Annotated in this window: 17 protein-coding genes and 2 pseudogenes; 13 read left to right on the forward strand and 6 right to left on the reverse strand. The window is 46.7% G+C overall.

Annotation, left to right across the window (positions count from 1 at the left end):
- Positions 1 to 18: 18 nt before the first annotated feature.
- The 4 genes from abfA (at position 19) to BV11031_RS03645 (ending at position 4061) form a co-directional block, all read left to right on the forward strand.
- The gene (gene abfA, locus BV11031_RS03630) at positions 19 to 1521 is read left to right on the forward strand and encodes an alpha-L-arabinofuranosidase AbfA (RefSeq protein WP_010329724.1); all 1503 of its coding nucleotides are present in this window, start codon (positions 19 to 21) and stop codon (positions 1519 to 1521) included.
- 329 nt (positions 1522 to 1850) lie between these two features.
- Positions 1851 to 3647: a carbon starvation protein CstA gene (gene cstA, locus BV11031_RS03635; protein ID WP_010329725.1), complete on the forward strand. Its 1797-nt coding sequence runs from the start codon at positions 1851 to 1853 to the stop codon at positions 3645 to 3647.
- On the forward strand, positions 3590 to 3727 hold the full coding sequence (locus BV11031_RS03640) for a hypothetical protein (protein WP_052245581.1): 138 nt from the start codon (positions 3590 to 3592) through the stop codon (positions 3725 to 3727). The genes cstA and BV11031_RS03640 overlap by 58 nt, the downstream gene beginning before the upstream one ends.
- A complete protein-coding gene (locus tag BV11031_RS03645; protein WP_010329726.1) occupies positions 3681 to 4061 on the forward strand; it encodes a VOC family protein in 381 nt (126 codons plus the stop codon). The genes BV11031_RS03640 and BV11031_RS03645 overlap by 47 nt, the downstream gene beginning before the upstream one ends.
- A gap of 36 nt (positions 4062 to 4097) precedes the next feature.
- On the opposite strand, the gene BV11031_RS03650 is transcribed toward BV11031_RS03645, so the two are convergent.
- Together BV11031_RS03650 and glcD are read right to left on the reverse strand one after the other, a co-directional pair.
- Positions 4098 to 5432 (reverse strand): (Fe-S)-binding protein, encoded by a 1335-nt coding sequence (locus BV11031_RS03650; protein ID WP_010329727.1) that lies wholly within the window; start codon positions 5430 to 5432, stop codon positions 4098 to 4100.
- A complete protein-coding gene (gene glcD, locus BV11031_RS03655; RefSeq protein WP_010329728.1) occupies positions 5429 to 6841 on the reverse strand; it encodes a glycolate oxidase subunit GlcD in 1413 nt (470 codons plus the stop codon). Before glcD ends, BV11031_RS03650 begins: the two co-directional genes overlap by 4 nt.
- Before the next feature lie 249 nt (positions 6842 to 7090).
- Here glcD and BV11031_RS23340 point away from each other — a divergent pair.
- Positions 7091 to 7162, forward strand: a pseudogene (locus BV11031_RS23340) (hypothetical protein); the annotation flags it as partial.
- Between the two features lie 341 nt (positions 7163 to 7503).
- Here BV11031_RS23340 and BV11031_RS03660 read toward each other — a convergent pair.
- Positions 7504 to 8370: a glycerophosphodiester phosphodiesterase gene (locus BV11031_RS03660; protein ID WP_010329729.1), complete on the reverse strand. Its 867-nt coding sequence runs from the start codon at positions 8368 to 8370 to the stop codon at positions 7504 to 7506.
- A 566-nt stretch (positions 8371 to 8936) separates the two neighbouring features.
- Positions 8937 to 9152, reverse strand: coding sequence for a small acid-soluble spore protein SspI (gene sspI, locus BV11031_RS03665; RefSeq protein WP_010329730.1), 216 nt, complete (start codon positions 9150 to 9152; stop codon positions 8937 to 8939).
- 120 nt (positions 9153 to 9272) lie between these two features.
- Between sspI and BV11031_RS03670 the strand changes: the two genes are divergently transcribed.
- Entirely contained in the window at positions 9273 to 10019 is a 747-nt protein-coding gene (locus tag BV11031_RS03670; RefSeq protein ID WP_121643043.1) for a TrmH family RNA methyltransferase, read from the forward strand.
- 68 nt (positions 10020 to 10087) lie between these two features.
- On the opposite strand, the pseudogene BV11031_RS03675 reads toward BV11031_RS03670, so the two are convergent.
- Positions 10088 to 10291: pseudogene (locus BV11031_RS03675) on the reverse strand (hypothetical protein); the annotation flags it as partial.
- An 80-nt stretch (positions 10292 to 10371) separates the two neighbouring features.
- Here BV11031_RS03675 and pheS point away from each other — a divergent pair.
- Both pheS and pheT read left to right on the forward strand, forming a co-directional pair.
- Entirely contained in the window at positions 10372 to 11406 is a 1035-nt protein-coding gene (pheS, locus tag BV11031_RS03680) for a phenylalanine--tRNA ligase subunit alpha (protein ID WP_010329732.1), read from the forward strand.
- 15 nt (positions 11407 to 11421) lie between these two features.
- A complete protein-coding gene (gene pheT / locus BV11031_RS03685) occupies positions 11422 to 13836 on the forward strand; it encodes a phenylalanine--tRNA ligase subunit beta (protein WP_010329733.1) in 2415 nt (804 codons plus the stop codon).
- Positions 13837 to 13870: 34 nt separating this feature from the next.
- On the opposite strand, the gene rnhC is transcribed toward pheT, so the two are convergent.
- Positions 13871 to 14812: a ribonuclease HIII gene (gene rnhC / locus BV11031_RS03690; RefSeq protein ID WP_010329734.1), complete on the reverse strand. Its 942-nt coding sequence runs from the start codon at positions 14810 to 14812 to the stop codon at positions 13871 to 13873.
- Positions 14813 to 14945: 133 nt separating this feature from the next.
- Here rnhC and zapA point away from each other — a divergent pair, with 133 nt between their 5' ends.
- The 5 genes from zapA to BV11031_RS03715 all read left to right on the forward strand — a co-directional run bounded on the left by zapA (position 14946) and on the right by BV11031_RS03715 (position 20325).
- On the forward strand, positions 14946 to 15203 hold the full coding sequence (gene zapA / locus BV11031_RS03695; RefSeq protein WP_010329735.1) for a cell division protein ZapA: 258 nt from the start codon (positions 14946 to 14948) through the stop codon (positions 15201 to 15203).
- A gap of 6 nt (positions 15204 to 15209) precedes the next feature.
- Positions 15210 to 15743, forward strand: coding sequence for a CvpA family protein (locus BV11031_RS03700; protein ID WP_010329736.1), 534 nt, complete (start codon positions 15210 to 15212; stop codon positions 15741 to 15743).
- Between the two features lie 72 nt (positions 15744 to 15815).
- Positions 15816 to 17528 carry a DNA polymerase/3'-5' exonuclease PolX gene (gene polX / locus BV11031_RS03705; RefSeq protein ID WP_010329737.1) on the forward strand — a complete coding sequence of 571 codons (1713 nt, stop codon included), beginning with the start codon at positions 15816 to 15818 and terminating at the stop codon, positions 17526 to 17528.
- 20 nt (positions 17529 to 17548) lie between these two features.
- Positions 17549 to 19906 (forward strand): endonuclease MutS2, encoded by a 2358-nt coding sequence (locus BV11031_RS03710; protein WP_010329738.1) that lies wholly within the window; start codon positions 17549 to 17551, stop codon positions 19904 to 19906.
- A gap of 14 nt (positions 19907 to 19920) precedes the next feature.
- Positions 19921 to 20325: a DUF350 domain-containing protein gene (locus tag BV11031_RS03715; protein ID WP_003222485.1), complete on the forward strand. Its 405-nt coding sequence runs from the start codon at positions 19921 to 19923 to the stop codon at positions 20323 to 20325.
- The last annotated feature ends 118 nt before the right edge of the window (positions 20326 to 20443 follow it).

Raw genomic sequence — 20443 nt, forward strand, 5'->3', positions numbered from 1 at the left:
AAAGGGAGGAAACGTGTAATGAAAAAAGCGCGAATGATTGTAGACAAAGAATATAAAATCGGTGAAGTGGACAAACGGATTTACGGTTCGTTTATCGAACATATGGGACGTGCGGTATATGAAGGCATATATGAGCCTGATCACCCTCACGCGGATGAAGATGGATTTAGAAAGGATGTCCAGTCGCTGATCAAAGAATTGCAGGTTCCGATTATCCGCTATCCAGGCGGAAACTTTTTATCCGGATACAATTGGGAGGACGGTGTCGGACCTGTCGAAAACCGTCCGAGACGGCTTGACTTGGCATGGCAAACGACAGAAACGAATGAAGTGGGGACAAATGAATTTTTAACTTGGGCAAAAAAGGTGAACACTGAGGTCAACATGGCCGTAAACCTTGGCACAAGAGGCATAGACGCTGCCCGCAATCTCGTTGAATACTGCAACCATCCGAAAGGCTCATACTGGAGTGACTTAAGAAGATCGCATGGCTATGAACAGCCGTATGGCATCAAAACATGGTGCTTAGGAAACGAAATGGATGGCCCGTGGCAGATTGGCCACAAAACAGCTGACGAATACGGGCGGCTTGCTGCGGAGACGGCAAAGGTCATGAAGTGGGTTGACCCGTCAATTGAACTTGTTGCCTGCGGCAGCTCAAACAGCGGCATGCCGACCTTTATCGATTGGGAAGCAAAGGTGCTGGAGCATACCTACGAGCATGTCGACTATATCTCTCTTCACACATATTACGGAAACCGGGATAACAATCTGCCAAACTACTTGGCCCGTTCTATGGATCTGGATCATTTTATTAAATCTGTCGCTGCAACATGTGATTATGTAAAAGCAAAAACACGCAGCAAGAAAACCATCAATCTCTCTCTCGATGAATGGAACGTCTGGTATCACTCAAATGAGGCGGATAAAAAAGTTGAGCCGTGGATAACTGCGCGTCCGATTTTAGAGGATATTTATAATTTTGAAGATGCCTTACTGGTCGGTTCCCTCCTCATTACGATGCTGCAGCACGCAGACCGTGTGAAAATCGCGTGTCTTGCACAGCTTGTAAATGTCATCGCGCCGATCATGACGGAAAAAGGCGGAGAAGCCTGGAGACAGCCGATTTTCTATCCGTACATGCATGCTTCTGTTTACGGAAGAGGTGAGTCACTGAAGCCGCTTATTTCTTCGCCGAAGTACGACTGCACTGATTTTACGGATGTGCCATATGTTGATGCCGCTGTTGTGTATTCCGAAGAGGAAGAAACCCTCACGATTTTTGCGGTAAACAAAGCTGAGGAGCAGATGGAGACAGAGATTTCGCTCAGAGGTTTTGAATCTTATCAAATCGCAGAGCACATTGTACTCGAGCATCAGGATATCAAAGCGACAAACCAGCATAACAGAAAAAATGTCGTCCCGCATTCCAACGGAACATCGTCTGTTAGCGAAAACGGCTTAACCGCGCATTTCACGCCGCTTTCCTGGAATGTGATCCGCTTGAAAAAACAGTCATAAAGCGAAACAAAACCGGAGAGCTCTCTCCGGTTTTTCTTTTTTTCTCGGTAGATATGATTCAGTACCTTGTAATGTTCAAAGGTGAGACGTCAGTCAACCTAGATCAAATTATGTATCAAGAATAATCAGAGAAGCGTATTGCAGGATATATAGGTGATAGCGGAACCTCTAATCGTTTAAACATTTGCACAACCTCTGGAGACATTGAACTAAACTAACTGCGCCGAGCCGGCCAATTCCAGCCGGCTTTTTTGTATAGGAAAAAATGACCGCTTTTCAATATGAAATTATGATATATTTATGAAAAACAGCAAAGGGGTTGGGAGATAATGAATGCGGTTACAATTGTGATAGCGTCAATGTGCGTTTTGGCTATTGCCTATCGCTTATACGGAACATTTATGATGGTGAAGGTTCTCAAAGTGAATGATGACAAGCCGACGCCTGCTCACGCGCTTGAGGATGGAAAAGATTATGTGCCTACAAACAAATGGGTCTCGTTCGGCCACCATTTTGCGGCGATCGCAGCGGCCGGGCCGCTGGTCGGACCCATTCTGGCGGCCCAGTTCGGCTATTTGCCGGGGTTATTATGGCTGTTAATTGGGGCGGTAATAGGGGGAGCCGTCCATGATCTTGTTGTGTTGTTTGCATCGATGCGCAAAAGTGGAAAATCGCTATCAGAAGTGGCGAAGGATGAGCTCGGTCCTGTTGCCGGCTTTTGCACGGGACTTTCCATGCTGTTTATTATCACGATTACGATGGCGGGGCTGTCGATGGTTGTGCTGCACGCGCTAGAACGCAATCCGTGGGGAACATTTGCGGTTGGGATTACGATTCCGATCGCGATGGCCGTAGGCTTATTTTATAAGAAAACGGTAAATTTAAAGCTCGCATCAACGATCGGTTTCCTCTTTTTAATGGCAGGAGTCTTTATCGGCCCATGGGTGCAGACTACCGCGCTCGGTGACTTTTTAACACTAGATACGAAAACGCTTGCAATCGCACTTCCTGTTTATGCGTTTTTTGCAGCGGCGCTTCCCGTTTGGCTGCTTCTCGCACCGCGTGATTATTTAAGCAGCTTTATGAAAATCGGTGTTTTTATCGCTTTGATTGCCGGTGTATTTGTTGTCAATCCGTCCATCCCGTTTCCTGCGTTTACGGAATTCGTAAAAGGGGGCGGGCCGGTGTTGGCAGGACCCGTCTGGCCGTTCATTTCAATCACAATCGCCTGCGGTGCGATCTCGGGATTTCATGCCTTTGTCGGTTCTGGTACAACGCCGAAAATGCTGAATAAATGGAGTGATATGAAGCCGGTTGCGTTTGGTGCAATGCTTGTCGAGTGTCTTGTGGGCATTATGGCGCTGATTGCAGCGACCGCCTTGCAGCCTGCTGATTATTTTGCGATTAACAGCACGCCTGAGGTTTTTCGTACGCTCGGCATGAATGTCGTCCATTTGCCTGAATTGAGCAGGGAAATCGGTTTGGACTTAGAAGGAAGAACAGGGGGGGCCGTTACGCTTGCGGTGGGAATGACTTATATTTTTACGGGAATGCCGTTTTTCAGCCATTTGGCCTCATACTTTTTCCAATTTGTCATTATGTTTGAAGCTGTATTTATTTTAACCGCGATTGACGCCGGCACACGTGTCGCCCGTTACTTGATTCAGGATTTCTTCGGAGAGGTGTATAAACCGCTGAAGAAAACAGACTGGATTCCGGGATCTGTATTTGCCAGCGCGCTTGCCTGCCTGATGTGGGGCTATCTGCTGTATTCGGGGGATATCGGTTCCATTTGGGCGCTGTTTGGCGTGTCCAACCAGCTGATGGCTTCGGTGGGGCTGATCATCGGAGCCACCATCGTACTGAAAATCGCCGATAAACGCCGTTACATTCTGACCTGCCTTATCCCGCTTGCCTATTTATATGTCACTGTCAATTATGCAGGCTATTGGATGGTGCGCAATGTGTATCTCAATCCTGAAGCGGCAGGCTATAGTGTATTGAATGGCGTATTATCGATCATTATGCTGCTGTTAGGCTTCATCATTATCGTGGCGGCTGTGAAAAAATGGGCGCAGATGTGGAGAGATCCGAGCTTAAGGATGGAAGCTTCTATCCCGGGATAAAAAGGCTAATGAAAATGTTGAGGAGGATGGGGAATGAATCTATCAATGAAATATCTTATTCTTTACGTATCGGACAGTAAGCGGGCCATTCACTTTTATCGGGATACTTTAGGACTGCCGATTCGTGCAGAACACGGAACGTATGTTGAATTTGAAACAGGATCTACGATATTGGCGCTTAATACGCGAGAAAGCGCCAGAGAAATCACGCGGCTAGACATTCCGAATACATCTGCTTCAAACACATTTGAGATCGGATTTGTCACTGAAAACGTAGAAGAGGTTATGAAAAGGGTAAGAGAACAAGGTGTTACGATTATTGGGGAGCCAAAAGTGAAGCCATGGGGGCAGACGGTCGCCTATATCGCTGACCCGGATGGACATTATATTGAAATTTGCAGTCCGATGGAATAACGAACAAGCCCAAAACAATGTCTGTTTTGGGCTTTCTTATGATGTTTTCTGTCCAGCTGCTTCCAGCAGCAAATCAGCCAGATGAACGGCTTTGACTTTCCCGCTTAGTCCTTCGCGCTCAATGCCAAGCTTCATCTGCAACAGGCAACCGGGATTTGCAGTCACAATGACGAACGCTTTGGTTGCTTTAACCGCAGCCATTTTACTGTCCAGTATTTTCATAGACATGTCAGCTTCCACGATGTTATAAATTCCAGCTGATCCGCAGCAGCTGTCCGCTTTCTCCATTTCTCTGAATTCGGCCCCCTTAATGCTTTGAAGAAGCTGGCGGGGCTCGAGCGACGTATGCATCACATTTCTCAGATGGCATGAATCTTGATAGGTAATGACCTGCGGCGTATCTAGGATAAGCTCCATTTGATGAAAATCGAGTTCAATCAAAACGGACGAAAAGTCTTTCAGCTTCTGAACAAATGAAGCGGCCCGCTCCGCCCACTCAGGGTCATCCTTTAGCAAATGATCATATTCAGTGAGAAAGGCCCCGCATCCCCCTGCGTTTGTGATAACAGCATCGACGTCTAATGCTTCGAAAGCAGCGATATTTTGTTTCGCGAGCTCTTTCCCCGCGTTTTTTTCACCGCTGTGCCCATGCAGTGCCCCGCAGCAAGCCTGTTCAGGCGGGATGACAATGTCGCAGCCGGCAAGCTGCAAAAGCTTCAGTGTGGCATTGTTAGTCGGCAAAAACATTGTATCCATTAAGCAGCCTGAAAAAAAGGCGACCCGTTTTTTCACGGGGCCAATTGACGGGAGTAAACGCGGCCGACGCTTCATGTCTTTACTTTTAGGAACATCAGGTAGAACAGCTTCCATCTTCCGCAAATGCTCGGGCAGGAAGCGAAGCATCCCGGTTTTACGCACAGTGGTTTGCAGCCCTGACCGCTGATACAAACCGATAAGGCTGACAGCTGAACGTATGCGGTTTTGATGCGGGAACAGCTCGTGAAAAGCGGCCTTTCGCATGACCCGTGTGCCGAGCGAGTGTTTTTTATTTTGGTGGATAATATCTCTCGCTTCCTCAAGCAGCTGTCCGTATTTCACACCTGACGGGCATACAGGTTCACAGGCCCGGCAGCCGAGGCAAAGTGACAGCGAACGTTCGACATCTTCATCCGGTTCAATGACACCGTCGACTACGGCTTTCATTAAGGCGATGCGCCCGCGCGGAGAGTGAGTTTCCTGAAACCCCGATTCAATATAGGTCGGGCAGGAAGGAAGGCAGAAGCCGCAGCGCATACAATTCAAAAGCTCGCCTTCATCCATTCGCTCTTTGAACTCATTTTGGATTTGTTCCATTTCTTTTTCTGTTGTCATCTTTCCGTCACCACACGTTTTCTGGCATCTTTGGCAAACACTTTGTCTGGATTTAATATGTTACGGGGGTCAAATGCCGCTTTTATTGCTTTCATCGCGGCAATGCCTTCTTTTTTCAGCTTCATTTCCAAGTAAGGCGCTTTCATGGATCCGACTCCGTGCTCTCCGGTTATCGTGCCGCCAAGTTCAATCGCTTTCTCAAAAATCTCGGCAAAAGCGTGTTCGACACGCTCCATCTCATCCTCATTTCTAATGTCTGTCGTGCATGTCGGATGGAGGTTCCCGTCTCCCGCGTGGCCGAAGGTGCAAATGGAAAGGTCGTATTTAGCGGCAATATCATTAATCGCTTTTACCATATTGGCGACCTCTGAGCGAGGAACGGTCGCGTCCTCTAAAATGGTCGTCGGCTTGAGGCGGGCTAGGGCAGATAGTGCAGAACGCCGGGCTTCAGTCAGGGCAAATGCTTCTTCCTCGGTTTGAGCTGCCTGAACGGAAACGGCGTCACCTTTTTTGCAGATTGCTTCTATCTTTTTCATATCCCTTGCAACGGTTTCAAACGGTCCGTCTTGCTCAATTAACAAAACGGCCTTTGCGTTTGTCGGAAGCCCGATTTTGGCATAATCCTCAATCACCAAAAGAGTAGGCTGGTCGAGAAATTCCAGCGTGGCGGGGATGATTTTTGCGGCAATGATGTTTGATACGGTTTGAGCAGCGGCGTCTATATGTTCATAAAGGGCAAGCAGCGTCTTCTTTGTTTCCGGCTTTGGAACAAGTTTGACGATTGCTTCTGTCACGATGCCGAGCGTTCCTTCTGAGCCGACAAAAAGGCGTGTGAGATCGTATCCGGCCACATCCTTTGCGAGTTTTCCGCCGGTGCGGATGATGTCTCCATTAGCGAGTACAACTTCCAGTCCAATGACATAGTCGCGGGTGACGCCGTATTTTAATCCGCGGAGCCCGCCGGAATTTTCATTGATGTTTCCGCCCATGGTTGATATTTTCATGGAGCTCGGATCAGGCGGATAAAATAAACCCTTGCTTTCAACCGCACGGATCATATCCAATGTAATAACGCCAGGCTGGACTGTCGCGGTCAAATTTTCTTCATCAATTTCAAGAATCCTGTTCATATGCTTAAAGAGAAGTACAAGTCCGCCTTCAGTCGGGCACGTGCCGCCGCATAAATTTGTCCCAGATCCTCTAGGAACGATCGGAACTCGATGTTCATTGCAAATGGTTACAATTCGAGATACCTCATCTGTACTCCTCGGTGCAATCACGGCGTCAGGCATAGACTGAAACTGCGGTGCCGCATCATATGAATAGACGAGACAGCCGGCGGTGGAGTCATCAAAGTTTTCCGGTCCAACGATTCGGATAAGCTGTTCCTTTACATCTTTTGTGATCATTTTCCCCGACCCCTTTCAAAAAAAGCGCTTTCATTCTATTGTAAAAGAATAATAGAAAAGCTTCCATAGAGTAACATACAAAAAATGAAACGAAAACACTCTAATTTTGTATCTTGTTCTAAAATAGAGTGCCATTTATCGTGACAGCCTAGACGGCGGCGATGGTAACGCAATATAAGCATGTCTTTTGCTGTTTGTTTCAAAGACATATCCGTTTATATCGCCAATATTATTAAGAGCGTAATAACCGTCGGCTTTTCAGGGAAGTGGCTGAACATGTATCCGAGCGGAACTGCGGTTATCAATGCCTGCCATTCAGGTTAGAGTCCATTCTAGCGCCGCAGAGCCCTCAAGCCATTAGACGACGGAGTGATAACTGTTAAGCTGCCGTTCGCAGCTATTAGCTCAGTTTTATTGATGAATGAAAAGTCTGCAGAGGGAACTGCAGGATTTCAGCATGTCGACAAACCCTCGCATTCGTTGTCAGTCCTGCGCGATGGTGCTCACGAATTGCTACATTCGCTGTGCTCCAATGCTCGTCCTTCCTAGACTTCAAGGGTTTTCAATCACGCTGAAAAAAGATGACAAAATCCTAAAACGAAAACCGTTTTAGGATTTTGTCAACAATCTGAAGCCTAAAGAGGGAACTGCAGGCTTTATTTTTAGTTTCTAACGTATTTTTTCGGAACATAATCTGGAAAGTCTGTCACAATTCCGTCTACGCCAGCTTTTAAAAGCGGAGACACTTCATCACGGGAGCGGACGGTCCAAGGGGTAATTTTCATGCCGAGCGCATGAATCCTCGGCACAAGTGTAGGATCAGTGGTCACATTTTTTAAGTTGGTGTTCACATATTTGGCATAGCCGGAAAATTCCTTGAGTTTTGCATCTGTTAAGTCCGCCGCTTTTGACGTTAGAACACCTGTCGGCATCGATGGAAGCAGCTGATGAATTTTGTAAACAGAATTAAAATCAAACGATTGCACAATGATTTTTCCGTTATTAGGCTTATCCATTCTCCGCTCTTTCAATGCTGCTGATACTTTTTCTTCGATTCCCGGATAGCGTGAAGGCTCTTTCAATTCGATCAGCAGTCCGATCTTCCCTTTATACCGGTCAAGCACTTCTTCAAATGTCGGAATGCGTTCCCCGGCGAACTGCGGAGCGAAGAAGCTGCCTGCATCGAGCTTGCGCAGCTCGGCAAGCGTCAAGTTCTTTACGGCAACCGGCAGCTTTGAGTTAATGTCTGTTGTACGGTTTACGGTCGTATCATGGATGATGACAAGCTCCCCATCCTTGGACATTTGAACATCAAGCTCTATATAATCTGCTTTCATCTGAAGCGCCTTTTCAAAGGCAGCCATCGTGTTTTCCGGCGCATATCCTGAAGCGCCCCTGTGAGCAATGATATCGACTTTTTTAGGCTTGGCCGCCGGTTCTGATGCCTTCGCGTTCGGTGCAAACAGGGCTGATCCGATGGAAATCCCGATCAATGAAGAGAACATCAATTTTTTTAATAAAGCTGACACATCATCCACTCCCCTTATATTTCCTATCTCTTGCCAAATTATAGGTTTGCTTTGTTAAGATTATGTTTCAGCAGTCTTTTGTTTTCATAAATTTCCTGATATATCCAAAAAAGACCCTTTAACAGGGATCTTTTTTGGATATATCAGCGTACATATGCCATTTTGTTGTCTATATCTCGGTCCAGTTTTATATTGGCGCCATAAAGCGATTTGAAACATAAGGCTTGTACTTCGTTTTCCGCCTTTTTTGTTCACTGACTTCGTATGGGCGATGCGCCCAGTAAATCTTTGTTTCAAGTTCAATTTTTGCTTGCCTTATCGCAGGCACTTCAGAAAAACTGGTAAAGACTAACAGACAAAAGTTTCGCCGCCATTTTTTTCAGTTTGAACCCTTCCGCCTATTTCTTATGTAGCTTTATTTTCCTCATTCAAAAGATTGTATTTTTTAGTAAAAAGGATAAATCAAATAAAAGTTCTTCAGCAATGATTTTTTACTGTTGATAACGGCTGTAAAAACATCATTTTCTATAAGAAAAAAACCGGGCGCTGTCACCCGGTTTCATGTCTTATTCGGCGGGTTTTAATCCGCCTTCAAGTGTTTTTAGCATTTCATTTTTCTCACTTTCGGATGCGTGCTGCCAAAGGACTTCGAATAAAACGCCGAGCCCCGGAAGCATTTTTTCTTCACCGCTTTGAATGGCATCCACAATCGTATGCTCAAGCTGATCCTGATTATTGCCGGTAACATTGGCAATGACGGCATGACGTAAATTAAGATCCATGTGAAACGCTCCTTTTTTTCTAAAATGTAATACGTATATTCTAACCCTGCACCTGGTTTATTATGTGCTGTTCTTGCGATATAATAACATCATGTTAAAAAAAGGAGAGCCACACAGACAGTGAAACAAATAGAATCGGCAAAAAACCAAAAAGTGAAGGATTGGAAAAAGCTTCATACAAAAAAAGAACGAACAAAAACGAATACATTCCTCATAGAAGGAGAACATCTTGTTGAAGAGGCGCTGAAGAGCGAGGGCACGGTAAAAGAAATCCTTGTAAAGGATGAAACGAAAATTCCGTCAGCTCTTGATGTGAGCATCCAGTGCTACGTGCTGAGTGAAGATGCATTTTCAGCTGTTACTGAAACCGAAACGCCGCAGCAAATCGCCGCTGTGTGCCATATGCCTGAAGAAAAACTGGCGTCGCCTCGGCGGGTGCTGCTGATTGACGCTGTTCAAGATCCGGGAAACCTCGGCACGATGATTCGGACGGCTGATGCGGCTGGTTTAGATGCGGTTGTGCTTGGTGACGGCACGACGGACGCTTATAACGGAAAAACGCTGCGATCCGCGCAAGGATCTCACTTTCATATCCCTGTGGTGAGAAAAAACCTGCATACATATGTGGATGAATTGAAGGCAGAGGGCGTAAAAGTGTACGGCACGGCGTTGCAAAACGGGGCGCCTTACCGGGAAATACATCAGTCTGAATCCTTCGCGCTCATTGTAGGAAATGAAGGGGCAGGGGTGGATGCCGCCCTGTTGGAGAAAACAGATCTGAACCTGTACGTGCCGCTTTACGGACAGGCTGAATCACTGAACGTTGCGATTGCGGCTGCCATCCTCGTGTATCACTTGCGAGGATAGTGTTGCGCCAAGCGAAGGATTTCTCTATAATAGAACATAATATTTGAAAAACCGTGACAGAGGACCTCATTTCTGATTAGCTGTTTTCCAGGGAGAAAATGCCGCTGACTGAGAGCATTTTTAACGCAGCCGGGAATGGGCTTCACCTCTTGAGTTGTCACCGGGACCGCGCATACTGCGCGTAAAGGTGAACCGGAATCTGATTCCGTTATGTCAATGAAGCTGACGACAGCATCAGTCTGTCTCAAATAAGGGTGGTACCGCGGCCACAACTCGTCCCTTGCACTAGGGACGGGTTTTTTTGTTTTCCAAAGACATATGACGGTTTGTTTACATAAAAGGAGGATGCAAAATGGAAGAAAAGCTAAAACAGCTGGAACAAGAAGCTTTAGAACAAGTAGAAGCGGCAAGCTCATTAAAGGTTGTCAATGATATTCGGGTGCAATATCTCGGAAAAAAAGGGCCGATTACAGAAGTGCTGCGCGGAATGGGCAAACTTTCTGCTGAGGAACGTCCGAAAATGGGTGCGCTCGCGAACGAAGTAAGGGAGCGTATCGCCAATGCGATTGCTGTCAAGAACGAGAAGCTTGAAGAAGAGGAAATGAAGCAGAAGCTTGCGGGACAGACAATCGACGTCACGCTGCCAGGCAACCCTGTCGCAGTCGGCGGCCGCCATCCGCTCACTGTTGTCATTGAAGAAATTGAAGATTTATTTATCGGTATGGGCTACACAGTAGAGGAAGGGCCTGAGGTTGAAACGGATTACTACAACTTCGAATCGCTCAACCTGCCGAAAGAACACCCTGCGCGCGATATGCAGGACAGCTTTTACATTACAGAGGAGACTCTGATGAGAACGCAAACGTCTCCTGTGCAAACACGGACAATGGAAAAGCATGAAGGCAAAGGGCCGGTTAAAATTATTTGTCCGGGTAAAGTATACCGCCGCGATAATGATGATGCGACGCACTCTCACCAATTTATGCAAATTGAAGGGCTTGTCGTTGACAAAAACATCAGCATGAGTGATTTAAAAGGAACGCTTGAGCTTGTTGCGAAAAAAATGTTCGGGCAAGATCGCGAAATCAGGCTCCGTCCAAGCTTCTTCCCGTTTACTGAGCCTTCAGTAGAAGTGGACGTGACATGCTTTAAGTGCGGAGGACATGGCTGCTCAGTATGTAAAGGAACAGGCTGGATCGAAATCCTCGGCGCCGGCATGGTTCACCCGAACGTGCTGAAAATGGCAGGCTTTGATCCGGTGGAATATCAGGGCTTCGCATTCGGAATGGGCGTTGAGCGTATCGCGATGCTGAAATACGGCATTGATGATATCCGCCACTTCTATACAAACGATGTCAGATTTATTTCGCAGTTTAAACAGGCGTAAGAGGAGGATGCTAGGATGTTTGTTTCTTATAAATGGTTAGAGGATTATGTTGATTTAAAAGGCATGGACCCGGCGGTTCTTGCTGAAAAAATTACAAGAGCCGGCATAGAGGTTGAAGGAATTGAATACAAAGGAGAGGGCGTCAAAGGCGTTGTCATCGGCCATGTGCTGGAGCGCGAGCAGCATCCGAATGCTGATAAGCTGAATAAGTGCCTTGTGGATATCGGAGCGGAAGCACCTGTACAAATCATTTGCGGCGCGCCGAATGTGGATAAAGGACAAAAAGTCGCAGTTGCAACAGTCGGAGCGGTGCTGCCGGGCAATTTCAAGATCAAAAAAGCAAAGCTTCGCGGTGAAGAATCAAACGGCATGATTTGTTCTTTGCAGGAGCTTGGCATTGAAAGCAAACTAGTGGCCCAGGAGTATGCGGAAGGCATTTTCGTATTCCCGAATGACGCTGAAACAGGAAACGATGCCTTAGCGGCGTTGCAGCTCGATGATGCGATCCTTGAGCTTGGTTTAACGCCAAACCGCGCGGATGCCATGAACATGCTTGGTGTTGCTTACGAGGTTGCGGCAATTTTAGATACAGAGGTAAAACTTCCGCAAACTGATTATGCGGCAGCATCAGAGCAAGCGTCTGATTACATCGCTGTCAAAGTCGAAGATCAAGAAGCGAACCCGCTATACACTGCAAAAATCATTAAAAACGTCACGATTGCTTCGTCACCGCTTTGGATGCAGACGAAGCTGATGAATGCAGGCATTCGCCCGCACAACAATGTCGTTGACATCACAAACTTTGTCCTGCTGGAATACGGACAGCCGCTTCACGCCTTTGATTATGACAGATTCGGCTCCAAGGAAGTTGTAGTTAGAAAAGCAGCTGAAAATGAAACGATCGTAACCCTTGATGATCAAGAACGTAAGCTGTCTGCCGATCACCTTGTCATTACGAACGGAACGAAAGCGCAAGCCGTTGCCGGTGTCATGGGAGGAGCAGAGTCAGAGGTTCAGGAAGATACGAAAACGATTTTGCTTGAGGCTGCGTACTTCAACGGACAGACGGTTCGCAAGGCTTCCAAAGATCTTGGTCTGAGAAGTGAATCAAGCGTCAGATTTGAAAAAGGCATCGATCCGGCGCGCGTACGTCTTGCGGCAGAACGGGCTGCACAGCTAATCCATCTGTATGCCGGCGGTGAAGTGCTCGCTGGAACGGTTGAAGAAGATCACCTGACAATCGAAGCGAATAACATTCATGTTTCTGCTGACAAAGTGAGCAGCGTCCTCGGCATGACAATCAGCAAAGAAGAACTGATCAGCATATACAATCGTCTAGGTTTTACTGTCGGTGAAGCGAATGAACTTCTCGTTGTGACAGTTCCATCACGCCGCGGTGACATTACAATCGAAGAGGATTTAATTGAAGAAGCCGCAAGACTGTACGGCTACGATAACATTCCGTCAACGCTTCCTGAGACAGCGGGAACAACAGGCGGATTAACGCCATATCAGGCAAAACGCCGTAAAGTCAGACGTTTTCTTGAAGGCGCAGGCTTGTCACAAGCGATCACTTACTCATTGACAAACGAGAGAAAAGCAGCAGCGTTTGCAATTGAAAAATCACTGAACACTGTGCTTGCACTTCCAATGAGTGAAGAAAGAAGCATTCTCAGACACAGTCTTGTTCCGAATCTGCTTGACTCCGTTTCTTACAACTTGGCGAGACAGACGGACTCAGTCGCACTGTACGAAGTCGGCTCCGTTTTCCTGACAAAAGAAGAGGATACAAAACCTGTTGAAACAGAACGTGTGGCAGGAGCAGTTACCGGATTATGGCGCAAGCAGCTGTGGCAGGGCGAGAAAAAACCAGTTGATTTCTTTGTCGCCAAGGGCATTGTGGAAGGGTTGTTAGACAAATTGAATGTCCTTGACAGCATTGAATTTGTTCAATCTGAACGCAAACAGCTGCACCCGGGCAGAACAGCGAACATTCTATTAAATGGTTCTCTTATCGGCTTCATCGGCCAAGTCCATCCTTCATTGGAAAAAGAACTGGATATCAAAGAGACATACGTGTTTGAGCTTGATCTTCATGCGTTGCTCGCAGCGGATACAGCGCCGCTTGTTTACACGGCGATTCCAAAATATCCGTCTGTGACACGTGATATCGCGCTTGTCACAGATAAATCCGTCACAAGCGGCCAACTCGAGAGCGTGATTAAAGAGGCTGGCGGCAAGCTTCTGAAAGACGTATCCGTCTTTGACGTATACGAAGGCGAGCATATGGAGGAAGGCAAAAAGTCAGTCGCTTTCTCCCTTCAATATGTCAACCCTGAACAAACACTGACTGAAGAAGAAGTGACAAAGGCCCACAGCAAAGTGCTGAAAGCGCTGGAAGACACGTATCAGGCTGTTTTGAGAGGTTAAGAAATAAGCTTGCAGAGAAATCTGCAAGCTTTTTCTATGAACGTTTTCTATCAGCAAGGCGCTGCGCTTTTTGCGTATTGGCAAAATGGAGTTTTGTAAAGGTTCTGAGAGCGGAGGCCCCTTTTGTAAGGATCAGCTTGGCGGCCGCTTCATCCACGTGCGGGCCTGCCCCTTTCGGAAGTGTCATTCCTGCCTCACGCGACAGTTTATCCATTTCCATTAAAAACGAATATCTCGCAATGATGGAAGCGGCGGCGACTGACAAGTGAATGCCTTCAGCCTTCGTGCTGAAATAGGTCCGCTCCTTCACAATGTCTCTGCCCTTTAAATGATTGAAGTAGACGCCAGGCTCAGCGAATTGGTCAATCAAAATGGCTTCAGGCTTTACCCCGTCCATTTTTTTCAACAAATGGGTGATGGCTTGATTGTGAAGCAATGCTTTCATTTTCCCTTGGCTCATGCCTTTTTCCTGCATGCTGTTGTACTTTTCATTTTTTAAGACCAGCAGGCTGTACGGAATGGTTTTGATCAGATTTCGGGCAATCTCGATGATTTGCGGGTCTTTTAAGTCTTTAGAGTCCTTCACACCGAGTTCTTTCATTAAAGGAATCATGGTTTTGTCGACGTACGCGCATACAACCGTCATCGGGCCAAAGTAATCTCCGGTTCCGACCTCGTCAGAGCCGATAATAGACATTCCGGCGATATTTGCCGGAGGGGCGTAGCGGGGGTCGGCCGGCTTTTTGGACGTTTTCTTCTTTTCCTGCGGCACTGCTGTTCCCCAGCGTGCGGATTCTGCCGCTGCGTTTTTGCCTTGAAACAAGACCTTGCCGGATTGGTATGCTGTAATGGTACAGCCTGGCGGTTTCGCCTGAAAAACAGCTCCCTGCGGAACAGAAGCAGTAAGCGAACCGCTGTATGTCGTTTTCATTTGGTCAATAGCAGACAACGATACTTTTATCACAGAATGGGACACGTAATAATCTCCTTTTTTTACACTTTTCGCTGTATCTACCAGTGTATCATAACAGCGGGAGGCTCGTCTTTCCATTCATTTAATAAACGTGTTATGATAAGTACTAGGATTCTCACGGAATGGAGGAGAAACGTTGTCTGACGGCAAAAAAACAAAAACAACCGTTGACATTTACGGCCAGCACTTCACGATGATCGGTGAAGAAAGCAAAGCCCATATGAGGTATGTCGCCGGAATTGTTGATGATAAAATGAGAGAAATCAATGAAAAAAATCCATACCTTGATATAAATAAACTTGCAGTGCTGACAGCTGTAAATGTGGTGCACGATTATGTCAAATTACAAGAGAAATATGAGAAACTGGAGCGTCAGCTTAAAGAAAAGGATTGAACAACTATGCTGGATATCATCATCTTAATCTTGCTCCTGATGGGGACTTTACTGGGATTAAAACGCGGTTTTATTTTGCAGTTTATCCGCCTGACGAGCTTTATTTTATCGATCGCCTTTGCGGCTTTATTTTATAAAGATGTGGCGCCCCATGTAAAGTGGATTCCCGCGCCCGACTTCTCAGCGGGACAGCCGGCTCTTTCTTTTTTTACGGGAAATCTGGAAGCAGCCTATTATAATGCGATTGCGTTTATCATTTTATTTATTACCGCGAAAATTTTACTGAGAATCATAGGCTCATTCTTGAGTATTGTAGCGGGCATTCCGGTCATTAAACAAATCAACCAAGTGCTGGGCGCCGTGCTCGGTTTTCTGGAAGTCTATTTATTTACATTTGTGCTGCTGTATGTCGCATCCGTGCTACCGGTAGATGCTTTACAGCAAATGATGGGGCAATCGTCTCTGGCAAATGTGATCATTAACCATACACCGTATTTGTCAGGGCTTTTAGAAGAGCTGTGGACACAGTACGGAGCATAAAAACTTCTCTTGTCCGGAGAAGTTTTTTTCAAGTATGATGGAAACATATGTGAACATCTGGGGGGTTATGAAATGCATAAAAAAGATATTATCCGGCTGCTTGAAACCATTGCAGTCTATATGGAACTGAAAGGGGACAACCCGTTTAAAGTATCCGCCTTCCGAAAAGCAGCGGCAGCCCTGGAACAGGATGACCGCAGTTTATCAGAAATGGACGATATCATGTCGTTGTCCGGCATTGGAAAAGGAACGTACAGCGTCATAAAAGAGTATATAGATGAAGGAAAGTCAAGTACGCTCGAAGCGCTGCAGCAAGAAGTGCCGGAAGGGCTCGTGCCATTATTAAAGCTGCCGGGGCTCGGCGGCAAAAAAATCGCAAAGCTGTATAAGGAGCTCGGCGTACATGATGCAGAATCCCTGAAAGAAGCCTGTGAACAGCAAAAGGTACAAGGTCTTGCGGGCTTCGGCAAAAAATCAGAAGAAAAAATATTACAGGCGCTCGGTGAAGCCGGAAAACAGCCTGAACGGTTCCCGATCGGCTACGCCCTTCGGATCGCCCGGGACATTGAGGAGCATCTTTCTCAATTTACAGATATCATCAAGTTTTCTCGTGCCGGTAGTCTCCGCAGAGCCCGGGAAACGGTGAAGGATCTGGATTATATCATCGCCACAGATCACCCGGCTGAAGTAAGAGAGCAGCTTCTTGCACTGCCAAACATCAAAAGCGTCATCGCGAGCGGAGATACGAAGGTGTCTGTCATTCTTTCCTTTGAATATGAAACAAGCGTCGATTTCCGTCTTGTAACGGAAGAGCAGTTTCCGACAACTCTGCATCATTTTACAGGATCAAAAGATCACAATATTAAGATGCGCCAAATCGCCAAAGAACGCGGCGAGCGAATCAGTGAATACGGCGTCGAGACAGTTGAAACCGGAGACATCAAAACATTCCCGAGTGAACGTGAATTTTATGCGCATTTCGGACTGCCGCTGATTCCGCCGGAGCTCCGCGAAAGCGGGCAAGAAGTGGAAACCTACAGCGACAGCATCGAATTGATAGAGCCCGGGCACATCAAAGGAGATCTCCACATGCACTCCACGTGGAGCGATGGCGCGTTTTCGATCAGAGAGATGGCTGAAGCATGCATGAATAAAGGCTATCAATATATGGCGATCACCGATCACTCGCAATATTTAAAGGTCGCCAACGGGCTGACTGCAGAAAGACTCAAGCAGCAGGCAAAAGAAATTGACGCGCTCAATGCGGAATTCGAGAATTTCCGGATCTTGAAAGGCGTCGAGATGGATATCCTGCCTGATGGCACGCTTGATTATGATGACGACGTGCTGGCAGACATGGATATCGTCATTGCATCGATTCATTCCAGCTTTAATCAGCCGGAACACGTCATTATGAAACGGCTTGAGACGGCACTGGCCAACAAGCATGTTGACATTATCGCACATCCGACCGGTCGCCTGATCGGCAGACGAGCCGGATATGAAATCGACATTGACAAGCTGATTGAGCTTGCGAAGAAAACAAATACGGCGCTAGAACTCAACGCCAACCCTGCGCGTCTCGATCTGCGCACAGAGCATTTAATCAAAGCAAACGAACAAGGGGTTACATTGGTCATTAATACCGACGCCCATAACATTGAAATGTTAGACGATATGAAAACCGGCGTTACTGCCGCGCGCAAAGGATGGACGGAAACGAAAAACGTTCTGAATGCCCGATCGCTTGAAGACGTAGAGGCATTCCTGAAGCGCAACGATTAAGTAAGGAGGCTCACACAATCGTGCAGCAAAAAGTATTATCAGCTCTCGAATTTCATAAAGTGAAAGAACAGGTGATTGAGCACGCCGCATCATCGCTCGGAAAAGAGATGTTACTCGCGCTTCAGCCTTCTGCTTCTATAGACGAAATCAAAAAACAGCTGGATGAAGTAGACGAAGCTTCTGCCATTATCCGCCTGAGAGGCCAGGCGCCTTTTGGCGGCCTTGTTGATATCAGAGGTGCGTTAAGGCGGGCGGAAATCGGCAGCGTTCTCAGTCCCGCAGAATTTACTGAAATCTCAGGCCTGCTTTACGCAGTGAAACAAATGAAACATTTTATCAGCCAAATGGCTGAAGACGGTGTCGACATTCCGCTGATCCATCAGCATGCGGAACAGCTGATTACGCTGTCCGATTTAGAGCGGGACATTAATTCCTGCATCGATGATCACGGAGAAGTGCTTGATCACGCGTCAGAAACATTAAGAGGAATCCGCACACAGCTCAGGACACTCGAATCGAGAATCAGAGACCGGTTAGAGTCAATGCTGCGTTCCTCCTCCGCTTCAAAAATGTTGTCTGATACGATTGTTACGATTCGGAATGACCGCTTTGTGATTCCAGTCAAACAAGAGTACAGATCAAGCTACGGGGGAATTGTGCACGATACCTCTTCCTCTGGCGCGACACTGTTCATTGAACCGCAGGCGATTGTCGATATGAACAACTCGCTTCAGCAGGCGAAAGTGAAAGAAAAACAAGAAATTGAACGGATTTTGCGCATGCTGACAGAGCAAACGGCGGAACACACAGAAGAGCTCTTTCAAGATTTGCACGTGCTGCAGACACTTGACTTTATTTTTGCAAAGGCAAGATACGCTAAAGCGGTCAAAGCGACAAAACCGCTGATGAACGACAGCGGCTTTGTTCGTTTGAAAAAAGCCCGCCATCCATTGCTTCCGGCTGAACAGGTGGTTGCTAATGATATTGAACTTGGCGGCGATTTTTCAACCATGGTCATTACAGGGCCAAACACCGGAGGGAAAACAGTCACCCTTAAAACATTAGGCCTATTAACCTTAATGGCGCAATCCGGTCTTCATATTCCGGCAGATGAAGGATCAGAAGCGGCAGTATTTGAGCATGTATTCGCTGATATCGGTGATGAACAGTCGATTGAGCAAAGCTTAAGTACGTTCTCGTCCCATATGGTGAACATTGTCGGCATTTTAGAACAGGTCAATGAAAACAGCCTGGTCCTTTTCGATGAGCTGGGCGCAGGGACAGATCCGCAAGAAGGGGCTGCCCTCGCCATGAGCATCTTGGATGACGTGCATCGCACCAATGCAAGAGTGTTAGCCACCACGCACTATCCGGAATTAAAGGCGTATGGCTATAACAGAGAAGGCGTCATGAACGCGAGCGTCGAATTTGACATCGAAACGCTGTCGCCGACCTATAAACTGTTAATTGGTGTGCCGGGACGAAGCAACGCCTTCGAAATTTCAAAACGCCTTGGGCTCCCGGACCATATCATCGGGCAGGCGAAATCAGAAATGACGGCCGAGCACAACGAAGTCGATACGATGATTGCGTCGCTGGAACAAAGCAAAAAACGTGCGGAAGAAGAGCTTTCTGAGACGGAGGCTATCAGAAGAGAAGCAGATAAGCTGCATAAAGAGCTACAGCAGCAAATCATCGAGCTCAACAGCAAAAAAGACAAAATGCTCGAGGAGGCTGAACAGCAAGCGGCTGAAAAAGTAAAAGCGGCAACGAAAGAAGCCGAAGACATTATTCACGAATTGCGCTCAATCAAACAAGAACACAGATCCTTCAAGGATCACGAACTGATCAACGCGAAGAAACGGCTAGAAGGCGCAGTTCCTACCTTTGAAAAGTCCAAAAAACCGGAAAAACCGAAAACGCAAAAACGCAATTTCAAGCCTGGTGATGAGGTGAAAGTCCTCACCTTTGGGCAAAAAGGAACACTGCTTGAAAAAACCGGCGGCAGTGAATGGAATGTCCAAATCGGCATTTTAAAGATGAAAGTAAAAGAAAAAGATTTGGAGTTTATCAAATCAGCTCCGGAACCCAAAAAAGAAAAAATCATTACGGCTGTTAAAGGAAAGGATTATCACGTATCGCTCGAACTTGATCTTCGCGGCGAACGCTATGAAAATGCCCTCAGCCGTGTTGAAAAATACTTGGATGATGCAGTCTTAGCGGGATATCCAAGAGTGTCAATCATCCACGGAAAAGGAACTGGCGCTTTAAGAAAAGGCGTGCAGGATCTTTTGAAAAACCATCGCAGCGTCAAAAGCTCCCGTTTCGGTGAAGCAGGTGAGGGAGGATCAGGCGTTACGGTTGTTGAACTAAAATAAAAGGGAGTATGGCCATGAGTGATTTTTGGGAAAACGAGCTTGTGGAAATCGCGGCGTATTACAGTGTCGCGGTTCTCTGCCTCGTCCTCTTTTTGACTGTGTTTGAGCTGGTGACAGCTTATAAAAACTGGGAAGAGATTCAAAAAGGAAATCTTGCGGTGGCAATGGCGACCGGCGGAAAAATTTTAGGAATCGCAAACGTATTTCAGCATTCCATTTCCCAGCACAATTCTCTGCTGCAAATGATCGGCTGGGGCGTTTACGGGTTTGTCATGCTTCTGCTCAGCTACTTTATTTTTGAGTTTTTGACTCCGCGGTTTAAAATTGATAAGGAAATCGAAAATGATAACCGGGCTGTCGGTTTTATTTCATTTGTCATTTCTGTCGGGCTTTCATTTGTGGTGGCAGCCGGAATATAAGGGGACGGAGAATCGATGGAAAAGCTTGCAAAAGCACTCCTCGCCGCGGCGGGAATCTTTTTGTTAATCGGTCTTATTTATCTGTTCGTATCATGAGAAAAAGAAAGATTTACCTTTC

This window comes from Bacillus vallismortis, from assembly GCF_004116955.1.
In the GTDB taxonomy this organism is placed as follows: Bacteria; Bacillota; Bacilli; order Bacillales; family Bacillaceae; genus Bacillus; species Bacillus vallismortis.

Bases quoted from the DNA above. Each gene is read 5' to 3' on its own strand.
- cstA (WP_010329725.1), top strand. From the start codon at position 1,851: ATGAATGCGGTTACAATTGTGATAGCGTCAATGTGCGTTTTGGCTATT.
- pheT (WP_010329733.1), top strand. From the start codon at position 11,422: ATGTTTGTTTCTTATAAATGGTTAGAGGATTATGTTGATTTAAAAGGC.
- BV11031_RS03650 (WP_010329727.1), bottom strand. From the start codon at position 5,432: ATGACAACAGAAAAAGAAATGGAACAAATCCAAAATGAGTTCAAAGAG.
- pheS (WP_010329732.1), top strand. From the start codon at position 10,372: ATGGAAGAAAAGCTAAAACAGCTGGAACAAGAAGCTTTAGAACAAGTA.
- BV11031_RS03700 (WP_010329736.1), top strand. From the start codon at position 15,210: ATGCTGGATATCATCATCTTAATCTTGCTCCTGATGGGGACTTTACTG.
- sspI (WP_010329730.1), bottom strand. From the start codon at position 9,152: ATGGATCTTAATTTACGTCATGCCGTCATTGCCAATGTTACCGGCAAT.
- BV11031_RS03645 (WP_010329726.1), top strand. From the start codon at position 3,681: ATGAATCTATCAATGAAATATCTTATTCTTTACGTATCGGACAGTAAG.
- glcD (WP_010329728.1), bottom strand. From the start codon at position 6,841: ATGATCACAAAAGATGTAAAGGAACAGCTTATCCGAATCGTTGGACCG.
- abfA (WP_010329724.1), top strand. From the start codon at position 19: ATGAAAAAAGCGCGAATGATTGTAGACAAAGAATATAAAATCGGTGAA.
- BV11031_RS03640 (WP_052245581.1), top strand. From the start codon at position 3,590: ATGGGCGCAGATGTGGAGAGATCCGAGCTTAAGGATGGAAGCTTCTAT.
- BV11031_RS03715 (WP_003222485.1), top strand. From the start codon at position 19,921: ATGAGTGATTTTTGGGAAAACGAGCTTGTGGAAATCGCGGCGTATTAC.
- polX (WP_010329737.1), top strand. From the start codon at position 15,816: ATGCATAAAAAAGATATTATCCGGCTGCTTGAAACCATTGCAGTCTAT.